We start from the raw sequence: 26271 nt of genomic DNA, 5'->3' as shown, positions 1-26271 counted from the left end.
ACCGTATTGCTGACGCAACGTTCCAAGCGGGCCGGTCACCGGCCCCTCAGAAGGAGTTCGCGAGCTCGATCTCGGCTTCCAGCACCTGGATGCGGCGCGCGGCTTCGGCAAAGGAGAGACCTCGGTCGTATTGTGCGGGCTGGTAGGCCTCCTCGCTCAACCGCTTCAGCCGCAGCCCTTGGGCGCGGGTCATCTGCTCCATGAGAAAAGCCTTGGCGTCGTATTTACCCTGAACCTGCATCTTCGTTCTCCGTCCTGAATTCGTGGCTTGACTATATGTTCTTATTTTGTTCTAACAAGCCATGGACAATAGAATTAATGAAATTCGTCGCAAGATCAGCGCCTTGAGGCTGCAAATGGCCGATGTCGAGGCGTCCGTGCGCGATCTCGTCAATCGCGATCGCGACTGCGCTGAACGTGCCCAGGCGCAGATCGATCTGCGCCGGAAACTGGGCCTGTTGATCAGCGAATGGAAGGCGGCGGGTGGAGGCGGGGTGTTGCCTGACATTCGCGACAAAGGGCGTCTTCGTCCATTGAAGAGCGAGGGCAGGCTCGCGCGCCGCTGAGGCTCTGAGCGACCATTGGTGGAGGGCGACGGTGGTGGACGAAGACCCGGACACTTACCGGATTCTGAAGCTGCGCGCCGAGATCCTCGAGTTGGGATCCGCCATCCTGCAGTTGCAGCGCGAGGGCCTCGATGATGCCGCGGCCCAGCTCCTGATTGCGCGCAAGCGGGCTCGGCTCGATCTTCTCGTGAAGACGGCCCCCGCAGCCGGCCGCCCTAACATAACTGACATCCGACACAGCTGAAGCGGTCGCGCAACGCGAGATGCCGGATGCCGAAATGGCCGGCCCCGCTTTCGCGGGGCCTGAGCTTCCCGCGACCTTACTTGGTGTTGCTCGGGGTGCCCGTGTTGTTCTTGTTCGTCATGGTGCCGCCCTGGTCGGAGCCGGGGCCGGAGCCGCCCTGTCCGGACGGGTCGCTGCCCTTGGACTTCATGTTGGCGCCCGTCGTCGTCTGCGACATCGAGGAGTGATGATGCTTCTTGTGCGACTTGGCCTGCGCGGCGAACGGCGCGGCGGCAAGGCCGGTTGCCAACATCACGGCGAGAGCGAGCTTGGTCGTCTTCATGTGGGGGACTCCCTGGGTTGAATTGACGCAGGCAGCCAACCGCCATCTGCGCCAGGAGTTCCCAACAAAGCTTTGCACGCGTGTCGCGCGCTTCAAGATTCCTTGTCTCCGTCGAGAATGAAGACGACGCCCGTCAGCGCGGCACCGATGGCAAATGTCGTCACCATCGTGACGACAAAAACCAAGTCGGCCGCGCTGCCGCCGTGATTCAGCAATTCCGCGACCGCGGGATTGGCCAATATCAGCGCGAACGTGAAGACTAGGCCGAGCGCGGCGCCCATCATCGCATGCGTCATCAGCTGGATGATGCCGGTCGGAGAGACCAGACTTGATGATCCGTTTGGCGACCTGTTTGGCGATTTTTTTGCGCGCATGGAACTGCCGATCGATCTGGCATGCAAACGCGCGCGGCAATCGCCGGTTCCTGCGGTATGAAGGAATTGTCATCCGCCGCTTCATCCGACGTTCATGCCCGGTTTGCGAGGATCGATGCTGTCAACACGGAACGTTCGCTATGGGAAAAGTGGTCTTTCTCTATCGCTCGCTGGCCTATCGTCATGCCGCGGCCGACATCTTGCGCAAGGCGCGCAAGCTCCCCCGCGGCGCGGAGCGCAGTGCCGCCTGCCGCTATGCGACCGCGTTGCGCGATCTCGCGCAAACGGAAGCCTGGCTCGAAGGGCGTGTCGCCGATGAACCGCGGCCGATGCCGCGACTGAAGGCCGCCGCGTCGCGCTAGCCCGATGCGCGCTGCAGCTCGGGAGAGGTGCTGGCCTCGAACCTGTCCTGCGCCGCCGATGTTGCCGCGCTCTTGCGCGTCAACGGCACCTCGAGAAGGCACAACAGGCCCTCCGATCGCCAGTCGAAATGCGCCTGTCCGCCGAGCTGGGATTCGACGCTGGCCAGCAGGCTTCTCGTTCCGAAGCCACGCGATTTCGGCGTCCTGACCAGCGGCCCGCCGGTCTCCTCCCAGCTCAGCGTCAGAAGGTCGTTCTCGACCTGCCAGTCGATCGCGAGCCGTCCCGACCGCGTCGAAAGCGCGCCATACTTCGCCGAATTGGTGAAGAGCTCGTGCAGCGCCAGCGCCAGGGTCTGGGCGGTCGCCGGCAGCAGCTGGACTGCGGGCCCGGCCAGCTTGACCTGTCCTCCGGGCGAATAGGGCGCAAGCTCTTCGTCGATCAGCTTGGAGAGCTCGGCGCCCTGCCAGCTCGACAGCGACAGGATGGTGTGGACGCGAGCGAGCGCATTGATGCGCCCTTCGACCGCATCGACATAGGCCTTCACCTCGTCAGCGCGGGTGAGACGCACGATCGACTGTGCCAGCGCCAGCGCGTTCTTGGCGCGGTGATCGACTTCGCGCGCCAGCAGGTTCTGCCGTTCCTCGGCGCGCTTGCGTTCGGTGATGTCGACGGTGACGCCGCTCACCCGCACCACGCGACCGTTCGGATCTGCGGTTGCGGCCGCGGTCCCGACGCACCAGCGCACCTCGCCGTCGGGGCGAATGATGCGGAATTCCGTCTCGTAGGCGCGCGTGCCCTTGTTGAACTCGGCGATCGCCTTGCGCAGCTGATCGACGTCGTCGGGATGCAGCAGCGCCTGCACGTTGGCGGGATTGACCTCGAAACTCTCCGGGCTCACGCCGAAAATGCGGTACTGCCCGTCGTCCCACATCCAGTCGCCGCTGACCCAGTCCCAGTCCCAGGATCCCATCTTGCCGGCGGCAATCGCCATGCTGCGCCGTTCCTCGCTCTCGCGCAGCTTCGCGGTGGAGTTCTCGAGCTCGGCCGTGCGGGCGCGGACGCGATCCTCCAGATCCTGGTTCAGCCGTTCGAGCTCCCGCGTCTTGCGATAGAGCTCGGCGAACACCTTGACCTTGGCGCGCAGCACCTCCGGCACGACGGGAACGGGCACGTAATCCACCGCGCCCATCTCGTAGCCGCGCAACCGGTCGATGTCGCTGACTTGAATCGCCGAGATGAAGATCATCGCGGTCTTCTGGAACCGTGGATGCTCGCGGATCATCGCTGCGAGCTCGAAGCCGTCGAGCTCGGGCATGCAGACGTCGACCAGGATCACCGCGATCTCGGTCTTGAGCAGAACCTCCAGCGCCTCGCGGCCGGACGAGGCGATCACGAGGTTTTCGCCGAGGTCCTTCAGGATCACTTCGTAGGCGAGCAGCTTGGCCGGCTGGTCGTCGACGAGGAGGATATTGACCTTCTCATGGTCCATTCGCGGATACCACTCAGCGATGCAGCCACATGCGGATCGCAAGCAGCAATTGATCGGTGTTGACAGGCTTTGCGAGATAGTCGGACGCTCCTGCCTCCAGGCATTTCTCGCGGTCGCCCTTCATCGCCTTCGCCGTCAGTGCGATGATCGGCAGGCGGAGGAAGGCCGGGTTCTCCCGGATCACGCCGATGGTCTGATAGCCATCCATCTGCGGCATCATGATGTCCATCAGCACGATGGCGATCTCCGGGTTGGATTCGACCAGCGCGACCGCCTCGCGGCCCGTCGTCGCCGTCAGCACCTTCATGCCGCGCCGTTCCAACACGCTCGAGAGCGCGAAGATGTTACGGGCATCGTCGTCGACGAGCAGCGCGGTCTTGCCGATCAGGTCTTCGTCGGAACTGTTCAGCTTCTCCAGCATGCGCTGCTTCTCGACCGGCAGCTCCGTGATCACGCGATGCAGGAACAATGCGGTTTCGTCGAGCAGGCGTTCGGGCGATTCCACGCCCTTGACCACGATGCTGCGCGCCATGGTGTGGAGCTCGGCATCTTCTTCGGCCGACAGCTCGCGACCGGTGAACACCACCACGGGAACATTCGACAGCGCCTCGTCGCGCCGGATCTGATCCAGCACCTCGAAGCCGCTCATGTCCGGCAGCCTGAGATCGAGCACCACGCAATCGCAGGGCGCCTCGCGGAGCGTTGAGAGCGCGCCGGCACCGGTATCGGTGGTCACGATCTCGATGTCGTCGTGATGCAGCAGCTCCCGGATCGACAGCTGCTCGGCCTCGTTGTCCTCGACGATCAGCAGCCGCTTGCGCCGCGGCCGCGCATATTCCTTGATCTGCGTCAGCGCGGCCGCCACACCTTCGGTCGTGGTCGGCTTGTTGACGAAGGAGAAGGCGCCGCGGGCCAGCGCATGCTGGCGGTCCTCGTCGAGCGTGATGATCTGCACCGGGATGTGGCGCGTCAGCGGGTTGTGCTTGAGCTGGCTCAGCACCGTCCAGCCGAGCATGTCGGGCAGGAACACGTCGAGCGAGACCGCGCGCGGCTGGTACTGCTTGGCGAGCTCCAGCGCTTCGGCGCCGCGCGCCGCGACGAGCACCTTGAAGCCCTTGTCGCGGGCAAGGTCGACCAGGATCCGGGCATAATGCGGATCGTCCTCGACGATCAAAAGGATGCTGTCGCCGGGATCGAGATTGAGCCGATCGTCGGGCAGCTGCTCGACGACGCGCTGCTGTTCCGGTGCGGCCGGCTGCAGCGCGGGCGGCTGATGTTGCGGCGCCGGCGCGGCGCGCGGCGCCAGCGTCGGGCCGGAATATTTCAGCGGCAGATAGAGCGTGAAGGTCGAGCCCTTGCCCGGCGAGCTGCGCAGGTGGATTTCGCCGCCGAGCAGGCTCGCAAGCTCGCGGCTGATGGCGAGGCCGAGACCGGTGCCGCCATATTTGCGGCTGGTGCCGGCATCCGCCTGCTGGAACGCCTCGAAGATCAGCTTCTGCTTCTCCAGCGGAATGCCGATGCCGGTATCGGAGACCTCGAAGGCAATCACGGCCGGCGCGGAGTTCAGCACCGGATGATCCGTGCCCCAGCCGCCGAGGGCGCCGGCGACCTTCAACCGCACTTCGCCTTCGGCGGTGAACTTGAAGGCGTTGGAAAGCAGGTTCTTCAGCACCTGCTGCAAGCGCTTGGAGTCGGTGACGATGCTGCGGGCGAGATTCGGATCAACGTCGATCTTGAACGACAGGTTGCGGTTCTCGGCTTCATGCCGGAACGGCCGTCCGACCGTCTCGAGCAGGTTCGCGGTGAGGATCTCCTCGGCGTCGACCGTCACCGTGCCGGATTCGATCTTGGAGAGATCGAGAATGTCGCTGATGAGGTTGAGCAGGTCGGTGCCGGCGCCGTGGATGGTGCGGGCGAATTCGACCTGCTTGGCCGAGAGATTGCCGTCGGGATTGTCGGTGAGCTGCTGTCCGAGGATCAGGATCGAGTTCAATGGCGTGCGCAGCTCGTGGCTCATATTGGCCAGGAATTCGGACTTGTACTTCGAGGTCAATGCGAGCTCGGTCGCCTTTTCCTCGAGCGCACGGCGGGCCTGCTCGATTTCCTGGTTCTTGCGTTCGACCTCGACGTTGCGTTCGGCGAGCTGCTGCGCCTTCTGCTCGAGCTGGTCGTTGGTCTGCTGCAATTCGCGCTGCTGGGTCTGGAGCTCGCCGGCGAGCTGCTGCGACTGCTTGAGCAGGCCTTCGGTCTGCATCGTCGCTTCGATCGAGTTCAGCACGATGCCGATGGAATCGGTCAGCTGCTCCAGGAACGTCATCTGCGACGTCGTGAAGGAGGTGAGCGAAGCCAGCTCGATCACCGCCTTCACCTGCCCCTCGAACAGCACCGGCAGCACCACGAGGTTCTTCGGGGCGACGCGGAGCAGCGCGGAGTTGATCGGCACGACATCGGCAGGGATGTCGGCGACCATGCGCGGGCGCCTGTCGACCGCACACTGGCCGATCAGGCCTTCGCCGAACTGCAGCACGCGCTGGTAGGGATAGACGCCGTCGCCGGCATAGGAGGCGAGCAGCAGGAGCTGCGGATTGTCCTCGCTCTCGACCTGGTAGATCACGCCGGTATGCGCGTTCACCAGCGGCGACAATTCGGTGAGCAGCAGTCGGCCCACGGTCGCGAGGTCGCGCTGGCCCTGCAGCATGTTGGTGAACTTGGCGAGGTTGGTCTTGAGCCAATCCTGCTCGGTGTTCAGCTCCGTCGTCAGACGGAGATTGGTGATCATGGTGTTGATGTTGTCTTTCAGCTCGGCCACCTCGCCGCGGGCGTCGACCTGGATCGATCGCGTCAAATCGCCCTTGGTCACGGCGGTCGCGACTTCCGCGATCGCGCGCACCTGCGAGGTGAGGTTGGCCGCGAGCAGGTTGACGTTGCCGGTGAGGTCCTTCCAGGTGCCGGCCGCGCCGGGCACGTTGGCCTGGCCGCCGAGCCGGCCTTCGACGCCGACCTCACGCGCCACCGACGTCACCTGGTCGGCGAAGGTCGCAAGCGTCTCCGTCATGTTGTTGATGGTGTCGGCGAGCGCGGCGACCTCGCCCTTCGACTTCACGGTGAGGTTCTGCTTGAGATCGCCGTTGGCGACGGCGGTCACCACCTTGACGATGCCGCGCACCTGTTCGGTCAGGTTCGCCGCCATGAAGTTGACGGTGTCGGTCAGATCCTTCCAGGTGCCGGCGACGCCGGGCACCTGGGCCTGGCCGCCCAGCTTGCCCTCGGTGCCGACCTCGCGCGCCACGCGCGTCACTTCACCGGCGAAGGCGTTGAGCTGGTCCACCATGGTGTTGATGGTGTTCTTGAGCTCGAGGATTTCGCCCTTCACGTCGACGGTGATCTTGCGCGACAAGTCGCCGCGCGCCACGGCGGTCGTGACCTCGGCGATGTTGCGGACCTGTGTGGTGAGGTTCGCGGCCAGGAGGTTGACGTTGTCAGTGAGATCCTTCCAGGTGCCGCCGACGCCGGGCACCACGGCCTGACCGCCGAGCCGGCCTTCGGTGCCGACCTCGCGCGCCACGCGCGTCACCTCGGCGGCGAAGGAGCGGAGCTGCTCCACCATGGTGTTCAGGGTGTCCTTCAGCAGCAGGATCTCGCCGCGGACGTCCACCGTGATCTTCTTGGAGAGGTCGCCGCCGGCGATGGCGGTCGCGACCTCGGCGATGTTGCGGACCTGGGCGGTCAGGTTCGATGCCATGAAGTTGACGTTGTCGGTGAGATCCTTCCAGGTGCCGGCGACGCCGGGCACTTCGGCCTGGCCGCCGAGCTTGCCTTCGGTGCCGACCTCGCGCGCCACGCGCGTGACTTCGCCGGCAAAGCCGTTGAGCTGGTCCACCATGGTGTTGATGGTGTTCTTCAGCTCGAGGATTTCGCCCTTCACGTCCACGGTGATCTTGCGCGACAAGTCGCCGCGCGCCACGGCGGTCGTGACCTCGGCGATGTTGCGGACCTGGGCGGTGAGGTTGCCCGCCATCGAGTTGACGGAGTCGGTGAGGTCCTTCCAGGTGCCGGCGACACCGGGCACGTTGGCCTGACCGCCGAGGCGGCCTTCGGTGCCGACCTCGCGCGCCACGCGCGTCACCTCGCCCGCGAAGCGGTTGAGCTGGTCGACCATCGTGTTGAGGGTGTCCTTCAGCTGAAGGATCTCGCCGCGCACGTCCACCGTGATCTTGCGCGACAGGTCGCCGCCGGCGATCGCGGTCGCGACTTCGGCGATGTTGCGAACCTGGGCGGTGAGGTTGCCCGCCATCGAGTTCACGGAGTCAGTCAAGTCCTTCCAGGTGCCGGCGACGCCGGGCACGTCGGCCTGACCACCGAGCTTGCCGTCGGTGCCGACCTCGCGCGCGACGCGCGTGACTTCGCCCGCGAACGCATTGAGCTGGTCGACCATGGTGTTGAGCGTTTCCTTCAGCTGAAGGATTTCGCCGGAGACGTTCACTGTGATCTTCTTCGACAAATCGCCCTTGGCGACCGCGGTCGCGACTTCGGCGATGTTGCGAACCTGGCCGGTCAGGTTCGAGGCCATCGAGTTGACGGAGTCGGTCAGGTCCTTCCAGGTGCCGCCGACACCCCGCACGACGGCTTGGCCGCCGAGCTTGCCTTCGGTGCCGACCTCGCGCGCGACGCGCGTCACTTCGCCGGCGAACGCATTGAGCTGGTCCACCATGGTGTTGATGGTGTCCTTCAGCTCCAGGATCTCGCCACGGACGTCCACGGTGATCTTCTTGGAGAGGTCGCCGCCGGCGACCGCCGTCGTCACTTCGGCGATGTTGCGGACCTGTGCCGTCAAGTTCGAGGCCATCGAGTTGACGCTTTCGGTGAGGTCCTTCCAGGTGCCGGCGACGCCGAGCACGTTGGCCTGGCCGCCGAGCCGCCCCTCGGTGCCGACTTCGCGCGCCACGCGCGTGACTTCGCCGGCAAAGGCGTTGAGCTGGTCCACCATGGTGTTGAGCGTTTCCTTCAGCTGAAGGATTTCGCCCGACACGTTCACGGTGATCTTCTTGGACAAGTCGCCGCCGGCGATCGCGGTGGCGACGTCGGCGATGTTGCGGACCTGCGCGGTCAGGTTCGAGGCCATGAAGTTGACGTTGTCGGTGAGATCCTTCCAGGTGCCGGCGACACCGGGCACCTGGGCTTGGCCGCCGAGCTTGCCTTCGGTGCCGACCTCGCGCGCGACGCGCGTCACTTCGGAGGCGAAGGAGTTGAGCTGGTCCACCATGGTGTTGATGGTGTCCTTGAGCTCCAGGATTTCGCCGCGCACGTCCACGGTGATCTTGCGCGAGAGGTCGCCGCGCGCCACGGCCGTGGTGACGTTGGCGATGTTGCGGACCTGAGCGGTCAGGTTGCCGCACATAGCGTTCACGGAGTCGGTCAAATCCTTCCAGGTCCCGGCGACCCCGGGCACGATCGCCTGGCCGCCCAGCTTGCCGTCGGTGCCGACCTCACGCGCCACGCGCGTCACTTCGGAGGCGAAGGAGCGGAGCTGGTCCACCATCGTGTTGATGGCTTCCTTGAGCTGAAGGATCTCGCCGCGGACGTCGACCGTGATCTTCTTCGACAGGTCGCCGTTGGCCACCGCGATCGTCACCTCGGCGATGTTGCGGACCTGGTTGGTCAGGTTGTTCGCCATCGAGTTGACGCTTTCGGTCAGGTCTTTCCAGACGCCGGTCACCTCGGGCACCTGGGCCTGGCCACCGAGCTTGCCTTCGGTGCCGACCTCGCGCGCGACGCGCGTCACCTCGGAGGTGAACACGCCGAGCTGCTTGATCATCGTGTTGACGATGGTCGCCGACTGCAGGAATTCGCCGCGCAGCGGACGGCCCTCGACGTCGAGCTTGACGGTCTGGAGCAGGTCGCCCTGCGCCACGGCGGCGACGGCGCGGGTCACCTCGCGCGTCGGCCACAAGAGGTCATCGATCAGCGTGTTGACGGAGCCTTCCATGTCGGCCCAGGAGCCGGACGCGAGGCCGAACTTCACCCTCTGGCGGGTCTTACCCTCGCGTCCCACCACCTGACCGACCAGCTCGAGCTGCTGCGCCATGCGCTGGTTGGCGGCGATGATTTCGTTGAAGGTGTCGGCAATCTTGCCGTCCATGCCGAGATAGTCCCCGCTCATGCGCACGGAGAAATCGCCGCTGCGCATGGCCTGGAGCGCAAGGAGCAGTTCCGCCCGGGAATCCGGCTCTGACATGCCGTTGGGTTTTGGTTTTGGGACACGACGACCGGAGCGTGATGCTGTTCCGGGATCGAGGTCGCTCATACTGATTCCCCCGCAGGCGCCGGCCAAATCCTATGGCAGGACGCGACTATTCAAAATAGAGCGTCAGCCAAATTCGAAATCAAGCGCCAAGGTTATGACGCGAGTAATTGGAACCTGCCTTGCTCAGCCCAACCAAGATAACGGCGATGATCGCCGTGAGTTCCACCCGTTTCAAAAAACTCCGAGGGCGCGCCCTTTCGGTCCGGAATGCCGGCCAAAGGCGCTCGGGAACAGCGGGGGGGCCCCGAGGTTAGCCTCTGGCGAGATACAGGGAGAACGCAGATGAAAGCTGGATTAGCCGTCTTTGCCGGCGTGTTGGTCGCCGCGGGATCTGCCTTTGCGCAGGGGGCACCAAGTGGGCGCGGCGCCGTGACGGGTGATCCGGCGGCCAGCTCCGCCACGCCGCATGCGGGTTCGCAGACGACGGGGACTGCCGCCAAGTCAAACCCCAGTGGTAGCGGCACCTCGAGCTCCGGCGGCAAGGATGCCAATGGCGATTCCGGCCGGGACAAGATGCCCGAGAGCGATCGCACCGTTCGTCCGATCGAGCAGCAGCATCCTGAGCAGAAGTAAGACCGCTATTTGTCGGCCATGGTGCGCTCGGCGTCTTGCAGCTGTACGCGGAGCGCCGGCAGCTGCTCGCGCGCGAAGGCAGCAAGTGCGGGATTGTCGGGCGTCCTCAGATAGCGCTCCAGCAGGCCGATCGTGGATTCGTATTCGGGAATCTGTGCCGCATAAAAGCTTCTGACATAGGCGGGCCCGTCCATGTCGTCAGGCATGACGAGGCTGGAGCCTGCCGCCGATGCCTTGCTCACGCGCGGCTCGGCGCCAATGGCGTCCTGAATCTCCTTCAGCTTCTTGTCGCGCCTGGCCGCCTCTTCGGCGCGCAACGCGGCGAGGTTCTTCACCTCCGCATTACCCTTGAGGTCGGAACTTTCCAGCAGGCCCTGCTGGAAACGGCTAAAGGCGTAGAGGCCGCTGATGACGATCGTTGCGTCGGGTGCACGGTCGCCGCGCATTCGCTCGCCCGTGCTGTCGGCAAGCGCCGCGGTGCTGATGAAGGCCAGGAGGATCGCGACGAGTATCCGCATGAACGATCAATGGCCGATGACGTTCAAAGTTCCCGAAGAGTTAAGATCCTGTAAGGGCGGGTTGCAGGCCGCTGGTTCCGTGCCCACGTTTACTCCATGAAACAGTCTGATATCTTCAGGGATAACGCTGAGAACTGTCTGCAGCTGGCCGAGCGGTCGGAAGGACGACCCGCATATAAGCGCTATTCGCGCATGGCAGATGCTTGGACGGCTTTGGCGAAAGAGCAGGATTGGCTCGATGGCGAAGTTCCGCCTGTTCAGGTCGGCGTCCTGCGCCGCCGGGGCGCCTGACCTCTTTTCTTCGTGACTCCGCGTGTGAGGCCGCTCACGGTATCGGCGGGCCCAAGCAACGATCATACGGGAATAGTCGATCGCACTGATTTTTCGAATCCAGAAGGAGGTTTTGCGATGGCTCCACGTCTGGCACTTCTCTCGCTCGTTTTAGCCTTTGGCGTCTCGGTCGCGTTCGCGGCGGTGACGACCCTTCGCCAGGTGCATCAGGAACACGCAACAGTCGGGATGCACGCGACGCATAGTTAGCGCCGCGCTCGTCTCGCCCATTTCGGAACATTTGGCGCAGCGGAGCGTAAGCGCTGCGAAGCATCCAAATAGGCGAGAACACAGCATGGCACATTCCGACCAGGGAATCGTCAGGGACAAGCGTGCGGAGGAGCAGCCGCGCGACAAGCAGCGTGCGCAAACCGCTCACAAGTCTGACCAGAAGGGTTCGCCGTCGCGAGAGGCGACGCGTGACCCCAAGCTCAACGACGACAGCAAGACGCCAGGCTCCGGCATGACGCCGGACGATTCCGGCGCGGCGCCGAGCGGCTGATCACGCGAGGAACGAATCCGCAGGCAAGGAGTCGAGAGATTGCTTCCGGTTGACATGCCCCCGGTGCTCCGGAAGCAATCTCCAAGAGCGGCCCTGGCACCCACCGTGCCGGGGCCGTTTGCCGTGGAGATCGCAAGGATCAGTCGTCCTTGCCGGTGTCCGGTTCGCCTTGAGTGTGCCCGTCGGGGCCGCGGCCGAACACGCCGAAGCTGCTCGACTTCACACCTGCTCCCGCATCGACGCCCGCAGCGGCCAGTCCGAACTTCAGCAACTCGCGCACGGCTGCGGCTCGCGTCGGCATGCGATGCCTAAATCGGAAATCGTCAACGGCAGCCAGCTCTTCCGGCGAAAGCATCACCTGAAGCCGCTCGGCGCGAAGGTCGTTCATGGCCCATCACGCAAATTGAGGAGATTGAGTAGCTTACTCAACCAACGAACTTAGCAAGAGTTCCACATGAATCGTCAATACCACCAAATGAGTAATAAATCTAAATAATATCAATAGGTTATGATTGAAACGACTCTCCCGCTGGCGCATTCTAATGGAGAGGGAGAGCCGCCATGACGGACGAAGTCAGGTTACCCCGCAAGCTGTCGGAAGAGCCCGAAGCGTCGAAACCGGTGCGCCCAAGCCACCAGAAGGTCATCGATCAGGTCGAGCGCTGGGCCAACAGTCCCGGCCTGCAACCGCCAAGGACGGAAGATGCGAAAACGATCTGAGCCCCACACCTTCGAACAGCGAATCCTCGCGCAGAAGCTGCGGCTCGAACATGAGCTGTCGCGCTTGCCGGCTGGTCATCAGCGCGACTCCGTGGCCGCGCGCATCGACCAACTGCACACGGCAGCCGAGATGTACGATTTCCTGATGCCGCGGGAAGAGGCGCCGGCTGCGCGCTGATCGCGCTCAGCGTTTGGCCCGCCGGGTATGAGACACGATCCGGAATTTCCGTCTCAGCCACCAGGCCGACACCGAGACGGCAGCCCATACAAGGATGGCGCCGGCGAATGCTCCGATGACACTCCTCGCAACCAGGACGTAGAAAGTAACGGCGAACGCCGCAAGACCGATGCTCCCAAGGCCGGCGCCGGCAGCATCGAGCGCTGCAGCCTCTTGCCCACGCCTTCGGCCCGAGAGGCCGGCCTTCTCCTTGGTTTGCCGCTCGTGACTCTCGATCAGCGTCGCGCTGGCGCAGAAGATGGCAGGGAGCGCGAGGAAGAGTCCGCCGACGGCGACGCCGCAGCGTGAGCCCACGAAGCCTGCGAAAACCGTCGCCGCTCCGCCGAGCAGAAAGCGGATGGCGTACTCGTACCAGTGCGTTTGCTTCAGCGCCGATGCTGACATCTTGATCGGCATCACGCGGCGCCTCCGAAACCCGCCAGCAGTGCAAAGGCGACCACAAGCCAGACGACGAAAGCGATGATGGTGGCGGGCAGCGCCGTGAAACGAAACCTCATCAAGAGATGGCAGACCGCGACGCTGTAGCAGGCGAGGGCTGCCGCACCATAGATCATGGTCCAGCTGGCTGCCGCGGCATAGTGTGTCCCGTGCTGAACCACGGCGATGCCCAGCGTCGCGAGCGCGACCGACGGGGCCGCACCGAGAAGCCCGGCGAAGCTCTTCGGCTTCAGCATGTCTCCGAGGATCGCGAAGGCGGAGACGACAATGCCGCCGGCGATGAAGCGGACAAGGTATTCCGTCATCGCCGAGTCCGGGAGGCCATGTGCGATCGGCCGAGCGTCAGCGGACGGAGAAGTCTTTCGACAGCGATGCCCAAGGTGAAGCCGGCCAGCACATCGCTCGCCCAATGAGCCAGCAGGACGATGCGCGTCAGCGATAGTCCAACTGCGAGAGCGCGAACCACACGCCGCGGCTTGGTTGGAAGCAGGCCGGCGGCGGAGGCGAGTGCGCCCATGTGGACGGCATGACCCGACGGAAAGGCGTCCCGGCGTCGCCCCGATAGCGGAATGCCGCGCCAGTGGCCGACGGCCGTCAACCGGTCCGGTCGCGTTTGGTCGAACACCGATTTGAGCACGTGCGGAAGCAGCGCCGTGGTCAGCGAGACCAGCAGGATGTGATTTGCAGTCGGGCGCTGCGCCGGCTGCCGCAGCTGGGTGTAGACCCATCCCGCCGCGGCAAGCCCGATCAGAATGTGCTCGTCCGCTCCCCAGGTCAGCGCCTCGGCGGCTTGCTCGACCCGTGCGTTGGTGTGGTCGGCGATCTCGTTGGCGATCGCATGATCGGCGAGGGTCGGTTCTACGCTTACAAGTGCCATGGTCCGTTGCTGACGAGCTTCGTGACGGTTTTGTTGCGCTCGTATGACAACAAACATTCCGGCCCGGCGGTTCCGAATGCACCGGGCCGGCGGTTCTCACGGCTGGCCTGATCCGCCGGCGGCGCCGTACACCTGACCGGTCGCATAGCTGGCGTCAGCCGCGGCGAGCTGCACATAGATCGAGGCGAGCTCGGCAGGCTGGCCCGGGCGGCCAAGTGGTGTCATGCCGCCGAACTTTTCGAGTTTCTCCATCGTGGCGCCGCCGGAGACCTGAAGCGGCGTCCAGATCGGTCCGGGCGCGACGCCGTTGACGCGAATGCCCTTGGAAGCGAGCTGCTTCGCCAGCGACTTCACGTAGTTCATCGTCGCCGCCTTGGTCTGTGCGTAATCGTAGAGATCGGGCGAGGGATCGTAAGCCTGCTCGGATGTCGTGCCGATGATGCAGGATCCCGGCTTGAGATGCGGCAGCGCCGCCTTGATGATCCAGAATGGCGCGTAGATGTTGGTCTTCATGGTCGCGTCGAAATCTTCCGACGAGACATCGAGGATGGACGCGCGCGTCTGCTGACGGGCGGCGTTGTTGACGATGATGTCGAGGCCGCCGAGGCCCTGCACGGCCTGCTCGACCAGCTTCTTGCAGAACGCTTCGTCCCTGAGGTCGCCGGGAATGGCGAGGCCGTTGCGGCCTTCCTTCTTGATCAGCGCGATGACTTCCTGCGCGTCCGGCTCCTCCGCCGGCACGTAATTGATCGCGACATCGGCGCCTTCGCGCGCATATGCGATGGCGGCTGCGCGGCCCATGCCGGAATCGCCGCCGGTGATCAGCGCCTTGCGGCCTGCGAGACGCCCGGAGCCCTTGTAGCTGGTCTCGCCATGATCAGGGCGCGGCTCCATCTTGCCGGCGAGGCCCGGCCAGGGCTGCGACTGCTTCTTGAACGGCGGCTTCGGATAGCGGGTGAGGGGATCGATCAGCTCTTGCTCGGCCATGTCAGTGTTTCCTTTCGCCGTCGACGATGCCAGCGAAGCCGCAGCGAGCGTGGCGCTCGCTGCGTGGACGACGTGCCGGCGAGATACCGAAGACTTCCTTTGATGTGCCATGAGGGCCTCCACATTTCGCGATCTCAATGCGCCGAGGCCTGCATCGTTGCAAAACGCTGGACGCCGGCGATTTGCCGGCGTCCGCGTGAATGATGCTACTTCGACTGGCCGACGCTCGGTGCCTTGCCGAGCTCCTTGGCCATGTCGAGGTGATGCTTGAGCGCGGGCAGGGTCTTGCCGGCCCAATCCTTCAGGTCGGCATTGTCGCCGCCCTTGGCGTAACGCTCGAACAGCGACACCGCGTCCTCATGGGCGCTGACCTGGTACGAATTGTAGTCCGAGCTGAAGTCCTTGCCGTTGGCGCTCTTGAGCTTGTCGAGTTTGCTCTGATGAGAGCTGTCCAGGTCCGTCGGCAAGGTCGCCTGAACCTTGCCGTTGCCGACCAGGCCCTTCAGCTCGCTGCTGGTCTTGGTATGGTCGGTGATCATCTGTTGCGCGAACGTCTTCTCCTGCGCGTTGCCCTTCTGCTCGGCAAGCTTGCTCGACTCGATCTCGAACATGTCGCTGATCGCGACCTCCTTGACGAAATCGGCAGTCGCAGGCGCGACGCCCAGTGCGGAGTTGACGCCGGTCTTCTCGCCCAGCGACTGGGCGAGCGCAGGGCCTGCGAAAAGGACGCAGGCGACGGCGATGGCGGTGCGTTTCATCGTTAAGTACCTCCAATTGGATGCGCGGCCTCGCCGCGCCACGTTGCGCCGACCAACACGGCGCGCCGACCGAGGTTCCAATCGCTAATCCGTCGGCCTCCTGCCGCTGCGCGGATTGATCGGGTCCGTCGCCTGTCGCCGCAACCGCTCCGGCAGAAACGGTTCGGCCGGTGTGGCGGTCGCATCGGCCCGGACATCCGCATGGTGTTGCGCTCGCTCATGCGGAGTCTTGTTGTCGTTGACCTGGCGTTTCACGTCGAGGCCGTGCACGGGATCGTTGACGCCGTGCTGAATGTCGCGAAAGTCGCTCATTGGTCACTCCCTTCCCAGGCGGCATGGTTCACGTGCCTAAGAAAGGCTCGTTCCTCCGCGATGTTCCTGTCAGGTTGCAGGTCGGTCCTGGAACGATCACCCCTTCCAGCAAGTTGATTCACGTATCGGCTGAGCGGAGGATTGCGATGTTGAATCAAGGTGAGCTGGACCGCAGCGAGATGGGACGTTTGATCGGCAGCGACAAGGTCGAGGGAACATCGGTCTACGGCGCCGATCGCAACAAGATCGGTTCGATCGAACGCGTGATGATCGACAAGATCAGCGGCAGGGTGTCCTACGCTGTCCTCGGCTTCGGTGGATTTCTCGGCCTCGGCAATGACCACTATCCGTTGCCCTGGCAGTCGCTCAAATACGACACCGAGCTCGGCGGCTATGTCACCGGGATCACCGCCAAGGCGCTGGAAGGCGCGCCAAAATACGGTGAGCGAAGCGACTGGAACTGGGGCGACGACGCCGCGCTGCGCGGCATCAACGCCTATTACGGCGTTCCCGTCGCCTGATGTTCTTGCAGGAAAGGCAGATCGATGAGCAAGGAACGGCCCAACGATGACCCGCGGGATCGGAGCGACTGGGGTTCGCACAGACAGACGGACACGCCCTGGAAGGGTACTCCGGAGAAAGAACAGGGATCGGACAAGGTGAAGCCCGATCTCGAGAAGTGGCACGAGACGAACACGCATTGATGGCGTGCGGACATTGGTGACGCGCGGCGCCGACAGCGCCGCGCTGCTTTTTTGCGCAATGCAATCACAAATGGCGGCGGTGCTCCCACGACCGGGAACCATGCTTCAGGGCTGCGGTTAGGCCCCCGGCATGGGCGCAGGCCAAGCCGTTTACCGAAAAATCCCGATCGAGGTGTTGCAGTGGATGCTCATACCCGGGAGCGTGGGCCGTCCGCGGAGCAGCCTCAGAAGGTGGAAGCTCCAAGGACTTCGCCCGACTCCAAGCAACAGACCGAACAACCGTCCGGCAAATCGGACAAGGCGCCGTCCCTGCGCGACCGGATTCGCGCGCACTGGCTGCTGGCGAGCGTCGGCGCGATCGTGCTGATCGCCGCTCTGACCGTCGGTCTGCTCTATTGGCTCGAGGTCCGCCATTACGAATCCACCGACGACGCCTTCGTCGCCGCGCGCAGCTTTTCCGTGGCTTCGAAAGTCGGCGGCTATGTCACCGATATCCCTGTTACCGACAACCAGCATGTCAATGCCGGCGATCTCCTCGCGAGGATCGACGAGCGTGACTACCGCATCGCCGTCGATCAGGCCAATGCGCAGGTCGAAGTCTCCAAGGCCAACATCGACAATGTCGCGGCGAAGATCGATTCCCAGCAGGAGCAGATCAAGCAGGCCCAGGCGCAACTCGAGCAGGCCCAGGCCCAGCTCCAGTTCTCGCAGGAGGAATTCGCGCGCGCCCAGGATCTGGTCGAGAAGGGCGCCGGCACCGTGCAGCGTCAGCAGCAGACCCGGTCCGATCTTCAGGCGCAGCAAGCCAACACCGAGCGCGCCAAGACCGCGGTGATCGCCGCGCAGGTCGGCATCAAAACATTGCAGGCCCAGCTCGAAGGCGCCAAGGCGCAGCTGCAGCAATCGCAGGCGCAGCTCGATCAGGCCCAACTGAATCTGCAATACACCAGCGTCGTCGCCGCGCAATCCGGTCGCGTGGTCAAGCTCTCGGGCGCCAAAGGCACGTTCGTGACCGCAGGCCAGAGCCTGATGATGTTCGTGCCCGATGACGTCTGGATCGTCGCCAATTACAAGGAAACCCAGCTCAATGACATGCGGCCGGGCCAGCCGGTCGACATCCGCATCGACGCCTATCCCGGCCGCAAGCTGACCGGTCATGTCGATTCCGTGCAGCCGGGCTCCGGCACGGCCTTCAGTCTGCTGCCTGCCGAGAATGCCACCGGCAACTACGTCAAGGTGGTGCAGCGCGTGCCGGTGAAGATCGTGGTCGACAACTGGCCGGCCGATCTGCCTGTCGGTCCCGGCATGTCCGTCGTGCCCTGGATCAGAGTACGATGACCGACGCCACGGAAGGCGGCGCGTCCGCCGGAGGCTGGTCGCCCGAACGCTCGGCCGCCGGCGGCCACAATCCATACCTCATCGCTTTCGTGGTCTCGATCGCCACCTTCATGGAGGTGCTCGACACCACGATCGCCAATGTCGCGCTGCGCCACATCGCCGGCGGGCTCGCCGTCGGCCTCGACGAGAGCACCTATGTCATCACCAGCTATCTCGTCGCCAACGCCATCGTGCTGTCGATCTCGGGCTGGCTGTCGACCGTCATCGGCCGCAAACGCTTTTACATGATGTGCGTGGCGATATTCTCGCTGGCCTCGCTGTTGTGCGGCTTCGCCTGGAATCTGCAGGCGCTGGTGCTGTTCCGCATCCTGCAAGGCCTCGGCGGCGGCGGCATGGCGACCAGCGAGCAGGCGATCCTCGCCGACTCCTTTCCGCCGCACAAGCGCGGGCAGGCCTTTGCCATCTACGGCGTCGCCGTGGTGGTCGCGCCGGTGATCGGGCCGACGCTCGGCGGCTGGATCACCGATACCTATAGCTGGCACTGGGTCTTCCTGATCAACGTGCCGATGGGGCTGCTGTCGCTCTTCCTGGTCGGCACGCTGGTCAAGGAGCCGTCGGGCGCGGAAGAGGAGAGGGAAGAACTGCTGAGCAAGGGTCTGCGGGTCGATTATGTCGGGTTCGCGCTGGTCGCGATCGGGCTCGGCTCGCTGGAATTCGTGCTCGACGAAGGCCAGCGCAACGACTGGTTCGGCTCCAACATGATCATCGTCTTCGCGGTGCTTTCGGCGGTGTCGTTGCTCGCGCTGATCCCTTGGGAGCTGACGCGCGAGGATCCGATCGTCGATCTCCGCCTCCTTGGCCGCCGCCAGTTCGCCGCCTGCTTTCTCGTCATGCTCGCGACCGGCGCGGTGCTGATCTCGACGACGCAGCTGTTGCCGCAGCTGCTCCAGACCGAGCTGAACTACACGGCCATGCTGGCCGGACTTGCCCTGTCGCCAGGCGGCGTCGCCACGCTGATCTTGATGCCGGTGGTCGGCCGCCTGGTCGGCTCGGTGCAGCCGAAATATCTGATCATGTTCGGCGCGGCTATCGTCGCGCTGTCGATGTGGCATCTGACCGGAATCAACGGCGACATCACCTACGGCTATGCCGCGCTCTCGCGCATCTTCCTTGCGCTGGGGCTGCCCTTCCTGTTCCTGCCGGTGACGACCGCCTCCTATGACGGCGTGCCGGGCGACAAGACCAACCAGGCCTCCGCGCTGATCAACGTCGCCCGCAACATCGGCGGCTCCATGGGCGTGGCGCTGGCCCAGACGGTTCTGGCGCAGCGTCAGCAATTCCACCAGAGCCGCCTGATCGAGCACGCCGCACCTTCAGACCTCGGCTACCAGCAGACCATCGATGCGATGACGCGTTATTTTCAGGCGCAAGGCTCGAATGCCAGCGATGCGGCGTCGCAGGCGGTCGCCTGGGTGGGCCGCACCCTGCAGCAGCAGGTCGATTATCTCGCCTATATCGACGTGTTCTGGACGCTCGCAATCATCGCCGTGCTGATGATCCCGACCGCGGCGGTGCTGCGCCCGATCGACCTCGGCGCCCCCGCGCGGGGGCATTGAAGCGGAACAGGTCATCCGGAGCCCCTGTCGGGTTCCTGGATTGGACGGGTGCGACGCGAAAGGTCGCCCGACACCGCCAAACTTCTTAACCACGGCGGCAATCGACTGCTGGAATTGCTCCGGAGGACGCCTAAATAGGAGTAAATTACTCCTTAACTGACCAATTTCAGGAGGCGTCCGTGGTCCTGAAAAGCGTTCCTTTTGCGGTTGCCATTGCCCTCGTGCTCGCATGGGGCGGTCTCGCGCGCGCTGACGACTACAAGCCTGACGAATATCTCAGCCTCGATCTCTCCAAGGCCGTGCTGTCGCCGAAGCGGCTCGGGCCGGAGACGCAGTTCGCGCCCGTCGCGCTGGAGGCGAAGGGCGGCGGCGAGGCGCAGGCGCGTGTCGAACCGGTCGACGTGCCGAAGAAGGTCGCGGCCGAACGCGTGCACGAGCCCGAGCCGAAGGTCGCTCACGCCAAGAGGGTGCAGCCGCGCGGCGCTGCCCGCACGAAGCTCGCGCATCGCCACGGCAACCCGCTCGACGCGCAGGCGATGGACACCCGTATCCAGACCTGGCCGTGCCGGTCCGGCGGCATCTGCAACTGGAAGCACTGAGGCGCGAGGCACCGCTTCCCAACCTCTTCCCGCTTGCGGGGAGAGGTCGACGCGCGAAGCGCGGCGGGGGAGGGGTACAGGTCTATCGATGATCTCAAGTGCGGAGAGAGCCCCTCACCCCAACCCTCTCCCCGTAAGAACGGGGCGAGGGAGTGCACCGCCGTCGCCGCAACCAACTTGCCCCGTCACCTCGACGTCGCAAAAGCGTCGGCGCGGAGTCAAGAAACCGTAAGCCGGTAGTCAAACGGCGCATGCACAGGTGCCGATGTTCGCGCAATGGACGACCACGAGGTCACCAACGACTGGTCGCCGACCGGCAGCTATGACGAAACAGGCTATGAGGACGACGGCACCCCGCGCCTGGTGGCGCGCGCCCGCCGCGCCTTCTTCGACTTCATGCCGATCCGCCATATCGGTGCGCGGCAGGGCCGGGTCTATCGCAAGATCGCTTACGGTCCGCTGCTCGACGTCTTCATGATCGACATGCGCAGCTATCGCGACGAGACCTGGAACAAGGGCCGCGATCATCGCGGCTGGATTCTTGGCGCGGACCAGCCCGCCTGGCTGAAGCGGGAGCTCGCGGCCTCCCGCGCGACCTGGAAGGTGATCGCGGCCGACCTGCCGATCGGGCTGATCAGTCTCGATGCCGTCGCCCTCGGTGACGGCCCGCCCGACAGGCGCGAGCACGAGATCGCCGATCTGCTCGCCTCCATCAAGCGCGCCGGCGTCCGCAACATCGTCTGGCTCACCGCCGACATGCATTACACCGCGGCGCATTACTACGATCCGAACAAGGCGCAGTTCAGCGATTTCGAGCCGTTCTGGGAGTTCGTCTCCGGACCCCTGCATGCCGGCACCCGGGGCCCCGGCGAGCTCGACGATACCTTTGGCCCTGTCGCGATGTACCGGAACGGTTGCAGCGAGGCTCAGGGCGAGAATCTCGCCCCCTGTTTCGGCCTGCAGTTCTTCGGCCGCGTCGACATCGACGGGCGGAGCGGCGTGATGACCGTGACCCTGAAGGATGTCGATAACCGCGACCTCTGGTCGGTCGACATCGAGCCCCAGCCGCAGGGGCGGCCTGCCGTGGTGGCGCAGCATTCGTGAGGGACGTGGCGGGTGAGGGTTCTTTCCTCTCGGGGATTGTCCCGTTGCGAAGACACCCTCTCCCAACCCTCCCCCGCAAGCGGGAGAGGGAGCTCACCTTCCTCAATCGCTCCTAACCCGATCTTGATTGGCCGCGGCCCGCCTGCCGCGCTATGGTGTCCGATCCCGCCACCTCTTTTCCATCACCAAAGAGTCTGCATCTCGCGGCATGCCGCGTGCACCCGGCGGGCTGAAAATGCCTCAGGGAGCCTGTTCCATGGACCATCTGACAACACAGGGCATCAGCATGCCCAAGCTCGGCCTCGGCACATTTCGCATGCAGGGCGATGTCTGCCGCGCCGCAGTCGAGAGCGCGCTGTCGATCGGCTATCGCCACATCGACACCGCCGAAATGTACGCCAACGAGGAGGCCATCGGTGCCGCGCTGGCGGCTGCCTCCCTGCCACGCGGCGAGCTGCACGTCACGACAAAGGTCTGGCACGAAAATCTGACGCCGGATGCGATCCGCCGCGCCTTCGATGCCAGCCTGAAGAAGCTCAGGCTCGACCACGTCGATCTCTATCTGGTGCACTGGCCATCGAAGTCGGCAAACTGGGGCGCTGTGTTCGAGACCCTGGTGAAGCTGAAGGACGAAGGGCGCACCCGGGCGATCGGCGTTGCCAACTTCACCACGGCGCTGCTCAAGATCGCGGTCGAGGACGTCAAGGCACCGATCGCGTGCAATCAGGTCGAATACCACGCGATGCTGGATCAATCGAAAGTGCTGGCTTATCTCCGCGCCAGGTCAATTCCGCTCGTCGCTTATTGCCCGCTTGCGCAGGGACGTTTTGCCTCGGACCCGGTGCTGGCCGAAATCGGCGCCCGGCACAATGCAAGCGCCGCGCAGGTCGCGTTGAAGTGGCTGCTCGACCAGGACGGCGTCGCCGCCATTCCCAAGGCTTCACGCCGCGAGAGTCAGCAGGCCAATTGGGACGCGCTGAAGATCACGCTCGACGATGCCGATCTCGCGAAGATCGCAGCGCTGCCGAAAGACAGGCGTTGCGTGAGCCCCGGCTTCGCACCGGAGTGGGATCAGGGCGGGTCCTCATAAAGGCGCCGATGTCGGCTTGCGGGAGCAAGCAGCTTGATCAAAGCATTGCTGCTTGTGACCCGCTGCTGACCCTCGCGCGAACCACCACAGGGTCCGCTATCCGGCTTAGACCGGACCAGCCCTGAAACAGGGTTGAAGTCGCAGTTTGACCCACAGTCGACATTTCCGTGTTGGCGGCTCCTTGAATGGGCAAGCATTTCGCCAAGCGTTCCACCGCTGTCAGTGTTCGCGTTCCCAGGTCAGAGCGCCGACTACTTTCTTACCCTGATAGATGCCAACTGAGCTGACTTGTTCAGCCGTTCGGAGGCTCAACCGGTCACCCTCCAACTTGAAAAATCTCACCTGATCGAGCCCGGTGAGGAGCTCGTTGCCCGACATGTCGACCTTAGTCGTGAACTTGTCTCCTTCGATGGTGAATTTGCCGGTGTAGACAAGCAATGACTTGAGCAGCGCCGCTGACTCGTCGTCGTTTGTTGCAGGCTTGCGGTTCGCTCCGACAATAATGAAGGCCACGTACCCGTCCGGCGTGAAAGCTGCCCTTCCTTTCGGATTGGGACCAAATGGCTCGGTTGCGTCGCCACCGACAATTTGAATGGTCCATGAGGTCAGCTTCCAACTTCCGACCAGTACGTTCGATGCCTCGTCCGCAGACGCGGGTCCAGACGGAAAATAGGAATAGAGAGCAACGAATAAGGCAACGAGACGCGCCGTGCTGTTCTCCCATGAATGGCAAGTCGGGCTCCGACAATCAGGATAGCCGGGGAAATCAGAAGTTACGAGTCTCGGACGGCGACTGGAGACATCGAAGAATCTCACAGGCGCGGCTCATTGAAAATTCATGTGCCACCCGGTCGAAGGACGGGCTTGTCCGCATCATATATCCGTGGCCTATCCCGGGCAAAATGTGCACTTCGATGTTGTCCATGCGCACCGCTGCATCACGATAGGCCTGCAGCACCTCGACCGGGGCGCGATTGTCCTCGTCGCCCCAGATAAAACAGACTTGCTCGCGAAGCCCGACGAGCTCGTCAAGATAGTCCAGCATTTGGGACCCGTGGCAACAGATGCCAGCGGCGTAGCCAAGTCGCTTCGGGCCAAGAATCGCATAGGGGCCGCCGTAGCAAAATCCCATAACCGCCGCCCGGCCATTGAATTGCGGGATTGTGCCGAGGTGTCTCAGGGTGTCGACCATATCGTTTTCGCCGGCCCTGATTTGCTCGAGGCGCGGCTGCGCGCGCTGGGCCGCGCGCGGGTCGTTCCGCGAAAGTGGCCCGGCAACCGAACGCCAGAACAGATCCGGCACCGCCACGATGACGCCGCATGCCGCCAGCTCGTCGGCGATCGCGATCATGTCGGTATCAACGCCGTGAATAGCGGAGGCCAGCACGATTGCAGCAGTCGGCTTTTCAGCCTCGGGCGCGACCAGATAGCAATCGAACGCGCCGCCTTCCTTCGCGCAAATGTTGCTGAATGTCCCCTGCATAAGACTTCGCCGTGCTAATCCGGTCGGATCTTCGCAAGGCGGATCACGTTGGCCCATTTCGCGGTTTCAGCGGCCATCAGCTTGCCGAAATCGGCGGGCGAGCCGCCCAGTTCCGTCGCATCAAGAGTGCGCAGGCGCGTCCTGAACCCCGCATCGGCCAGAGCGGCGTTGGCTTCCTTGTTGAGCCTGTCAATGATCGCGGCAGGCGTACCTTTCGGCGCACCGATACCGAACACCGAACTCGCCTCATAGCCGGGCACGAATTCGCCGATTACAGGCACATCCGGCAACGCTTCTGATCGCGTTGCCGTCGTTAGCCCAAGCGCGCGCAGCTTGCCGCTCTCGATGTAACCGATCGAGGGCGCCACATTGACAAAGACGACCTGCACCTGCCCACTGAGCAGATCGGTGATTGCGGGCGCCACGCCGCGATAGGGTACATGCTGAAGATCCAGCCCGCCGGCGGCCTGCTTGAACAGCTCCGCGGCGATGTGCGTGATCCCGCCCACGCCGCCCGAACCATACGAGAGTCTGCCCGGATTGTCTTTGGCGTAGGCGATGAACCCCGGAATTGTATGGGCAGGAACCGATGGGTGGATGACCATGACCAGGGCGCCCCGGGTCAGACCCGCGACCGGCGCGATATCCCGCAGGAAATTGAAATCGAGATTCTCATACAGCGTGGCATTGATCGCGTTGGGAGAGCCAACCAGCAGGAGCGTATAACCGTCCGGAGGCGCGCGCACGACCGCCTCGGTGGCGAGATTGCTTCCTGCTCCCGGCCGGTTCTCGACGATGAATTGCTGGCCGAGCCGCTCGGACCACCACTGCCCGAGCAGACGCGCGAGAATGTCGTTCGGGCCGCCGGCGGCAAAGCCGACCATGATCCGGACCGGTCGAGAGGGATAGGTGTCGGCGTAAGCAAGGCCCGACAGCAGCGGCGGTGCGGCTACCCCCGCTGCGAAGCGCAAAAATTGACGTCGGGAGGGGGGCACCGGCTTTGCTCCGTCGAACCTACACCCACGCGGGCTCTCTTCAATGGCAGAGGATAGTTGATGCTGTCATAAGCGCATAAGGCTATTGTCTGATGAGACCATCTCAAAACAGATATGGGTACTCTCATGCAGATGAGCGATCGCATCGGAAAGCGAATGAAGCTGCAGGATTTGCACGTGCTGATGGCGGTGGTGCAGGCCGGCAGCATGGGCAAGGCGGCAGTCCTGCTCAACACCACCCAGCCCAACATTTCGAGATCGATCGCCGAGCTCGAACGTGCGTTCGACGTCCGCCTGCTGGATCGCCACCGGCGCGGAATCGAGCCGACCGCATGCGGCCGCGCCCTGGTCGATTGCGGTGCCGCCGCATTCGACGAGCTACGGCGGGGCGTGAGGAACATCGAATTTCTGGCCGACCCCAGCGCTGGAGAGGTGCGGATTGGAAGCACGGCCGATCTGGCGGCGAGCTTCGTTTCCGCTCTGGTCGATCGACTCTCCCGCCGTCACCCGCGGATCAGATTTGAGCTCGTGACCGGCTACATCGACGCGCTGCATCGCGACTTGAGCGAACGCAAAGTCGATCTGTCGTTCGTGCGGAGTCGCGGCCCGATCGCCGATGAGCGGCTGCATTTCGAGTTTCTTTTTGAAGATCGCTACGTCATCGCAGCGGGCGCAAATAATCCATTGACGCGCCGGCGCAATATCCAGCTCTCCGATCTGGCGGAGGAGCGTTGGGTGCTTCCGCCGCGGGAGAGCGTGATCGGCTCCATCATTACGCAAGCCTTTCTTGCCCGAGGGCTCGCGTATCCCCAGGCGACGGTGGTCACCGATGCCCCCCATATGCGGGTCAGCTTGCTGGAGACGGGGCGGTTCATCACGGTTTTCCCGGCTTCCACACTGAAATTTCTCGCCAGGGAGGCGGCGCTCAAGGTCCTCCCCATTGAACTGCCGGCGGACCGTCGACCGAACGGGATGCTCACGATCAAAGACCGCACCGTCAGCCCGGTTGTGCAGCTCGTCATCGACAGCGCCCGTGAGCTCGCAAAGCCAATGGCGAAACAAAAGTGACAAATAGCATGTCGGTTTGTGGCCCATCGGCGAACTGACGACTGCCTCTATTGAAGTCCGGTCAGCGGATCAGAGCGGACTAGAGTTGGTCAGGCAGAGCTGTTCGCATTTTGACCCTTATGTATGGTCCGGCCGCGCGTCGCAAGAAGGAATTCGTCGGGTTGGTGGTGAGCGGTCTTGCATCAATGTATCCGGCCTCCGATTGGAGCATATGCTCCGGGCCATCATGGATATCAGCGCGCGTGCGTTCTCGTTAGCGGACAGGCCTCGATTGGACCATTCGGGTCACCAGTGTTCGCATGCGCCGGGAAGACCGAACCTCCATCTCGTCTCATCCTCTCGCAGACCTCGGCTGGAAA

Annotated in this window: 30 protein-coding genes and 1 pseudogene; 15 read left to right on the top strand and 16 right to left on the bottom strand. The window is 63.9% G+C overall.

Translation table 11 applies throughout. The annotated features are described in order from the left end of the window. Positions 1-46: 46 nt before the first annotated feature. A complete protein-coding gene (locus tag IF809_RS31000; protein WP_128967752.1) occupies positions 47-241 on the bottom strand; it encodes a DUF3072 domain-containing protein in 195 nt (64 codons plus the stop codon). 115 nt (positions 242-356) lie between these two features. Here IF809_RS31000 and IF809_RS30995 point away from each other — a divergent pair, with 115 nt between their 5' ends. Beyond that, a complete protein-coding gene (locus IF809_RS30995; protein WP_128969440.1) occupies positions 357-566 on the top strand; it encodes a hypothetical protein in 210 nt (69 codons plus the stop codon). 34 nt (positions 567-600) lie between these two features. Further along, on the top strand, positions 601-810 hold the full coding sequence (locus IF809_RS30990; RefSeq protein ID WP_462839441.1) for a hypothetical protein: 210 nt from the start codon (positions 601-603) through the stop codon (positions 808-810). Positions 811-886: 76 nt separating this feature from the next. Here the strand turns inward: IF809_RS30990 and IF809_RS30985 are convergent, their stop codons facing one another. Continuing rightward, positions 887-1132: a hypothetical protein gene (locus tag IF809_RS30985; protein ID WP_128967750.1), complete on the bottom strand. Its 246-nt coding sequence runs from the start codon at positions 1130-1132 to the stop codon at positions 887-889. A 92-nt stretch (positions 1133-1224) separates the two neighbouring features. Next, on the bottom strand, positions 1225-1428 hold the full coding sequence (locus tag IF809_RS30980; protein WP_462839437.1) for a hypothetical protein: 204 nt from the start codon (positions 1426-1428) through the stop codon (positions 1225-1227). 32 nt (positions 1429-1460) lie between these two features. Here IF809_RS30980 and IF809_RS30975 point away from each other — a divergent pair, with 32 nt between their 5' ends. Continuing rightward, positions 1461-1868, top strand: a complete 408-nt coding sequence (locus IF809_RS30975; RefSeq protein ID WP_462839436.1) for a hypothetical protein — start codon at positions 1461-1463, stop codon at positions 1866-1868. Here the strand turns inward: IF809_RS30975 and IF809_RS30970 are convergent. Both IF809_RS30970 and IF809_RS30965 read right to left on the bottom strand, forming a co-directional pair. Continuing rightward, on the bottom strand, positions 1865-3358 hold the full coding sequence (locus IF809_RS30970) for an HWE histidine kinase domain-containing protein (RefSeq protein ID WP_128967747.1): 1494 nt from the start codon (positions 3356-3358) through the stop codon (positions 1865-1867). The two genes, IF809_RS30975 and IF809_RS30970, sit on opposite strands and share 4 nt — an antisense overlap. Positions 3359-3371: 13 nt before the next feature. Continuing rightward, the gene (locus IF809_RS30965) at positions 3372-9662 is read right to left on the bottom strand and encodes a HAMP domain-containing protein (protein WP_462839435.1); all 6291 of its coding nucleotides are present in this window, start codon (positions 9660-9662) and stop codon (positions 3372-3374) included. A 282-nt stretch (positions 9663-9944) separates the two neighbouring features. On the opposite strand from IF809_RS30965, the gene IF809_RS30960 reads away from it, so the two are divergent. Beyond that, positions 9945-10235 carry a hypothetical protein gene (locus IF809_RS30960; protein ID WP_453980041.1) on the top strand — a complete coding sequence of 97 codons (291 nt, stop codon included), beginning with the start codon at positions 9945-9947 and terminating at the stop codon, positions 10233-10235. 5 nt (positions 10236-10240) lie between these two features. On the opposite strand, the gene IF809_RS30955 is transcribed toward IF809_RS30960, so the two are convergent. Beyond that, on the bottom strand, positions 10241-10753 hold the full coding sequence (locus IF809_RS30955) for a DUF4142 domain-containing protein (protein ID WP_462839434.1): 513 nt from the start codon (positions 10751-10753) through the stop codon (positions 10241-10243). Between the two features lie 96 nt (positions 10754-10849). Between IF809_RS30955 and IF809_RS30950 the strand changes: the two genes are divergently transcribed. Further along, positions 10850-11044, top strand: coding sequence for a hypothetical protein (locus IF809_RS30950; protein ID WP_128967743.1), 195 nt, complete (start codon positions 10850-10852; stop codon positions 11042-11044). Between the two features lie 334 nt (positions 11045-11378). After that, positions 11379-11585, top strand: a complete 207-nt coding sequence (locus tag IF809_RS30945; RefSeq protein ID WP_128967742.1) for a hypothetical protein — start codon at positions 11379-11381, stop codon at positions 11583-11585. Between the two features lie 139 nt (positions 11586-11724). Here the strand turns inward: IF809_RS30945 and IF809_RS30940 are convergent, their stop codons facing one another. Continuing rightward, positions 11725-11973, bottom strand: a complete 249-nt coding sequence (locus IF809_RS30940) for a hypothetical protein (RefSeq protein ID WP_462839433.1) — start codon at positions 11971-11973, stop codon at positions 11725-11727. Positions 11974-12146: 173 nt separating this feature from the next. Between IF809_RS30940 and IF809_RS30935 the strand changes: the two genes are divergently transcribed. After that, positions 12147-12305 carry a hypothetical protein gene (locus IF809_RS30935; RefSeq protein ID WP_164938826.1) on the top strand — a complete coding sequence of 53 codons (159 nt, stop codon included), beginning with the start codon at positions 12147-12149 and terminating at the stop codon, positions 12303-12305. Next, a complete protein-coding gene (locus IF809_RS30930) occupies positions 12289-12483 on the top strand; it encodes a hypothetical protein (protein WP_128967741.1) in 195 nt (64 codons plus the stop codon). The genes IF809_RS30935 and IF809_RS30930 overlap by 17 nt, the downstream gene beginning before the upstream one ends. Before the next feature lie 6 nt (positions 12484-12489). Here IF809_RS30930 and IF809_RS30925 read toward each other — a convergent pair whose 3' ends face one another. The 6 genes from IF809_RS30925 to IF809_RS30900 form a co-directional block, all read right to left on the bottom strand. Continuing rightward, positions 12490-12939, bottom strand: coding sequence for a hypothetical protein (locus tag IF809_RS30925; protein ID WP_128969438.1), 450 nt, complete (start codon positions 12937-12939; stop codon positions 12490-12492). Further along, positions 12939-13286, bottom strand: a complete 348-nt coding sequence (locus IF809_RS30920; protein ID WP_128967740.1) for a DUF3147 family protein — start codon at positions 13284-13286, stop codon at positions 12939-12941. The genes IF809_RS30925 and IF809_RS30920 overlap by 1 nt, the downstream gene beginning before the upstream one ends. After that, entirely contained in the window at positions 13283-13858 is a 576-nt protein-coding gene (locus tag IF809_RS30915) for a phosphatase PAP2 family protein (protein WP_462839432.1), read from the bottom strand. The genes IF809_RS30920 and IF809_RS30915 overlap by 4 nt, the downstream gene beginning before the upstream one ends. A 96-nt stretch (positions 13859-13954) precedes the next feature. Continuing rightward, positions 13955-14956 carry an SDR family oxidoreductase gene (locus tag IF809_RS30910; RefSeq protein WP_462839431.1) on the bottom strand — a complete coding sequence of 334 codons (1002 nt, stop codon included), beginning with the start codon at positions 14954-14956 and terminating at the stop codon, positions 13955-13957. A 95-nt stretch (positions 14957-15051) separates the two neighbouring features. Further along, positions 15052-15603, bottom strand: coding sequence for a DUF4142 domain-containing protein (locus tag IF809_RS30905; protein WP_128967737.1), 552 nt, complete (start codon positions 15601-15603; stop codon positions 15052-15054). An 84-nt stretch (positions 15604-15687) separates the two neighbouring features. After that, positions 15688-15915 (bottom strand): hypothetical protein, encoded by a 228-nt coding sequence (locus IF809_RS30900; protein ID WP_128967736.1) that lies wholly within the window; start codon positions 15913-15915, stop codon positions 15688-15690. A gap of 146 nt (positions 15916-16061) precedes the next feature. Between IF809_RS30900 and IF809_RS30895 the strand changes: the two genes are divergently transcribed. The 6 genes and pseudogenes from IF809_RS30895 (at position 16062) to IF809_RS30870 (ending at position 22366) form a co-directional block, all read left to right on the top strand. After that, complete coding sequence (locus tag IF809_RS30895; RefSeq protein ID WP_128967735.1) at positions 16062-16436, top strand: PRC-barrel domain-containing protein; 375 nt, start codon at positions 16062-16064, stop codon at positions 16434-16436. Between the two features lie 363 nt (positions 16437-16799). Continuing rightward, entirely contained in the window at positions 16800-17957 is a 1158-nt protein-coding gene (locus IF809_RS30890) for an HlyD family secretion protein (RefSeq protein ID WP_462839430.1), read from the top strand. Continuing rightward, on the top strand, positions 17954-19573 hold the full coding sequence (locus IF809_RS30885; protein WP_128967733.1) for a DHA2 family efflux MFS transporter permease subunit: 1620 nt from the start codon (positions 17954-17956) through the stop codon (positions 19571-19573). The genes IF809_RS30890 and IF809_RS30885 overlap by 4 nt, the downstream gene beginning before the upstream one ends. Positions 19574-19752: 179 nt before the next feature. Then, positions 19753-20172, top strand: coding sequence for a hypothetical protein (locus IF809_RS30880; RefSeq protein ID WP_453992419.1), 420 nt, complete (start codon positions 19753-19755; stop codon positions 20170-20172). 250 nt (positions 20173-20422) lie between these two features. Beyond that, a pseudogene (locus tag IF809_RS30875) lies at positions 20423-21276 on the top strand (alkaline phosphatase D family protein); the annotation flags it as partial. A gap of 256 nt (positions 21277-21532) precedes the next feature. After that, complete coding sequence (locus IF809_RS30870) at positions 21533-22366, top strand: aldo/keto reductase (RefSeq protein WP_453992417.1); 834 nt, start codon at positions 21533-21535, stop codon at positions 22364-22366. A 219-nt stretch (positions 22367-22585) separates the two neighbouring features. On the opposite strand, the gene IF809_RS30865 is transcribed toward IF809_RS30870, so the two are convergent. From IF809_RS30865 to IF809_RS30855, 3 genes are read right to left on the bottom strand one after another with little or no spacing between them, the layout of a single operon-like run. Then, positions 22586-23182 (bottom strand): lipocalin-like domain-containing protein, encoded by a 597-nt coding sequence (locus IF809_RS30865; RefSeq protein ID WP_453992415.1) that lies wholly within the window; start codon positions 23180-23182, stop codon positions 22586-22588. Continuing rightward, positions 23133-23849, bottom strand: coding sequence for a dienelactone hydrolase family protein (locus IF809_RS30860; protein ID WP_453980027.1), 717 nt, complete (start codon positions 23847-23849; stop codon positions 23133-23135). Before IF809_RS30860 ends, IF809_RS30865 begins: the two co-directional genes overlap by 50 nt. A gap of 14 nt (positions 23850-23863) precedes the next feature. After that, the gene (locus IF809_RS30855) at positions 23864-24733 is read right to left on the bottom strand and encodes a tripartite tricarboxylate transporter substrate binding protein (protein WP_462839429.1); all 870 of its coding nucleotides are present in this window, start codon (positions 24731-24733) and stop codon (positions 23864-23866) included. Positions 24734-25000: 267 nt separating this feature from the next. Here IF809_RS30855 and IF809_RS30850 point away from each other — a divergent pair, with 267 nt between their 5' ends. After that, positions 25001-25912, top strand: coding sequence for a LysR family transcriptional regulator (locus IF809_RS30850; RefSeq protein WP_164938823.1), 912 nt, complete (start codon positions 25001-25003; stop codon positions 25910-25912). The last annotated feature ends 359 nt before the right edge of the window (positions 25913-26271 follow it).

The organism is Bradyrhizobium sp. UFLA06-24, assembly GCF_054967145.1.
This window is presented reverse-complemented; position numbering and strand designations above follow the sequence as displayed.

Coding starts and splice junctions, on each gene's coding strand:
- IF809_RS31000 (WP_128967752.1), bottom strand. CDS start 241: ATGCAGGTTCAGGGTAAATACGACGCCAAGGCTTTTCTCATGGAGCAG.
- IF809_RS30995 (WP_128969440.1), top strand. CDS start 357: ATGGCCGATGTCGAGGCGTCCGTGCGCGATCTCGTCAATCGCGATCGC.
- IF809_RS30985 (WP_128967750.1), bottom strand. CDS start 1,132: ATGAAGACGACCAAGCTCGCTCTCGCCGTGATGTTGGCAACCGGCCTT.
- IF809_RS30980 (WP_462839437.1), bottom strand. CDS start 1,428: ATGACGCATGCGATGATGGGCGCCGCGCTCGGCCTAGTCTTCACGTTC.
- IF809_RS30970 (WP_128967747.1), bottom strand. CDS start 3,358: ATGGACCATGAGAAGGTCAATATCCTCCTCGTCGACGACCAGCCGGCC.
- IF809_RS30965 (WP_462839435.1), bottom strand. CDS start 9,662: ATGAGCGACCTCGATCCCGGAACAGCATCACGCTCCGGTCGTCGTGTC.
- IF809_RS30960 (WP_453980041.1), top strand. CDS start 9,945: ATGAAAGCTGGATTAGCCGTCTTTGCCGGCGTGTTGGTCGCCGCGGGA.
- IF809_RS30955 (WP_462839434.1), bottom strand. CDS start 10,753: ATGCGGATACTCGTCGCGATCCTCCTGGCCTTCATCAGCACCGCGGCG.
- IF809_RS30950 (WP_128967743.1), top strand. CDS start 10,850: ATGAAACAGTCTGATATCTTCAGGGATAACGCTGAGAACTGTCTGCAG.
- IF809_RS30945 (WP_128967742.1), top strand. CDS start 11,379: ATGGCACATTCCGACCAGGGAATCGTCAGGGACAAGCGTGCGGAGGAG.
- IF809_RS30940 (WP_462839433.1), bottom strand. CDS start 11,973: ATGAACGACCTTCGCGCCGAGCGGCTTCAGGTGATGCTTTCGCCGGAA.
- IF809_RS30935 (WP_164938826.1), top strand. CDS start 12,147: ATGACGGACGAAGTCAGGTTACCCCGCAAGCTGTCGGAAGAGCCCGAA.
- IF809_RS30930 (WP_128967741.1), top strand. CDS start 12,289: ATGCGAAAACGATCTGAGCCCCACACCTTCGAACAGCGAATCCTCGCG.
- IF809_RS30925 (WP_128969438.1), bottom strand. CDS start 12,939: ATGCCGATCAAGATGTCAGCATCGGCGCTGAAGCAAACGCACTGGTAC.
- IF809_RS30920 (WP_128967740.1), bottom strand. CDS start 13,286: ATGACGGAATACCTTGTCCGCTTCATCGCCGGCGGCATTGTCGTCTCC.
- IF809_RS30915 (WP_462839432.1), bottom strand. CDS start 13,858: ATGGCACTTGTAAGCGTAGAACCGACCCTCGCCGATCATGCGATCGCC.
- IF809_RS30910 (WP_462839431.1), bottom strand. CDS start 14,956: ATGGCACATCAAAGGAAGTCTTCGGTATCTCGCCGGCACGTCGTCCAC.
- IF809_RS30905 (WP_128967737.1), bottom strand. CDS start 15,603: ATGAAACGCACCGCCATCGCCGTCGCCTGCGTCCTTTTCGCAGGCCCT.
- IF809_RS30900 (WP_128967736.1), bottom strand. CDS start 15,915: ATGAGCGACTTTCGCGACATTCAGCACGGCGTCAACGATCCCGTGCAC.
- IF809_RS30895 (WP_128967735.1), top strand. CDS start 16,062: ATGTTGAATCAAGGTGAGCTGGACCGCAGCGAGATGGGACGTTTGATC.
- IF809_RS30885 (WP_128967733.1), top strand. CDS start 17,954: ATGACCGACGCCACGGAAGGCGGCGCGTCCGCCGGAGGCTGGTCGCCC.
- IF809_RS30870 (WP_453992417.1), top strand. CDS start 21,533: ATGGACCATCTGACAACACAGGGCATCAGCATGCCCAAGCTCGGCCTC.
- IF809_RS30860 (WP_453980027.1), bottom strand. CDS start 23,849: ATGCAGGGGACATTCAGCAACATTTGCGCGAAGGAAGGCGGCGCGTTC.
- IF809_RS30855 (WP_462839429.1), bottom strand. CDS start 24,733: ATGGTCGGCTTTGCCGCCGGCGGCCCGAACGACATTCTCGCGCGTCTG.
- IF809_RS30850 (WP_164938823.1), top strand. CDS start 25,001: ATGAAGCTGCAGGATTTGCACGTGCTGATGGCGGTGGTGCAGGCCGGC.